This is a genomic window from Flavobacterium microcysteis (assembly GCF_006385255.1).
Classification (GTDB): Bacteria; Bacteroidota; Bacteroidia; order Flavobacteriales; family Flavobacteriaceae; genus Flavobacterium; species Flavobacterium microcysteis.
Genome location: NZ_VFJE01000024.1, coordinates 1 through 378 on the forward strand (window position 1 = coordinate 1; position 378 = coordinate 378).

A 378-nucleotide genomic window follows, 5' to 3' on the forward strand; every position below is an offset into this window, starting at 1 on the left:
TCGTGCCCTGGATGCCGTCCGCTTCCGCCTGGTTGCGGTCCGTATAGTAGAAGAAGTCTACGCTCGCAGGGTTCGTGTTGTTCCTGATATAGGTCTCGCGTACCGTAAGGTCGACGCCTTCAGCCATGCCGTCGCCGGGAATGCCGGTGTCGCACGACTCGATGTCCTGCGGATCCGTCCTAGGGTTAGGAAGCGGCTCCACTCGGATGGTAAGCGTGGTCCTGCTTTCGCAGGTGGTGGCCGTATTGGTGATTACAACGTTCAGCGTCTGCACGCCAGGGTTCTGGTTCGTATAGGCATTGGCAGGGTCGATAAGCGTGCCCGCAAGGGTGTAGAACGCAACGGTATACCCCGGAAGGTTACTTGTAAGGTTGCCGA

At 58.5% G+C, this 378-nt stretch carries 1 protein-coding gene; it reads right to left on the reverse strand.

Going from position 1 to position 378, the window contains the following annotated elements; all coding sequences use genetic code 11:
- Positions 1–378, reverse strand: a 378-nt coding sequence (locus FJA49_RS18295) for a hypothetical protein (RefSeq protein WP_158629423.1), incomplete at both ends; no start/stop codon positions are given.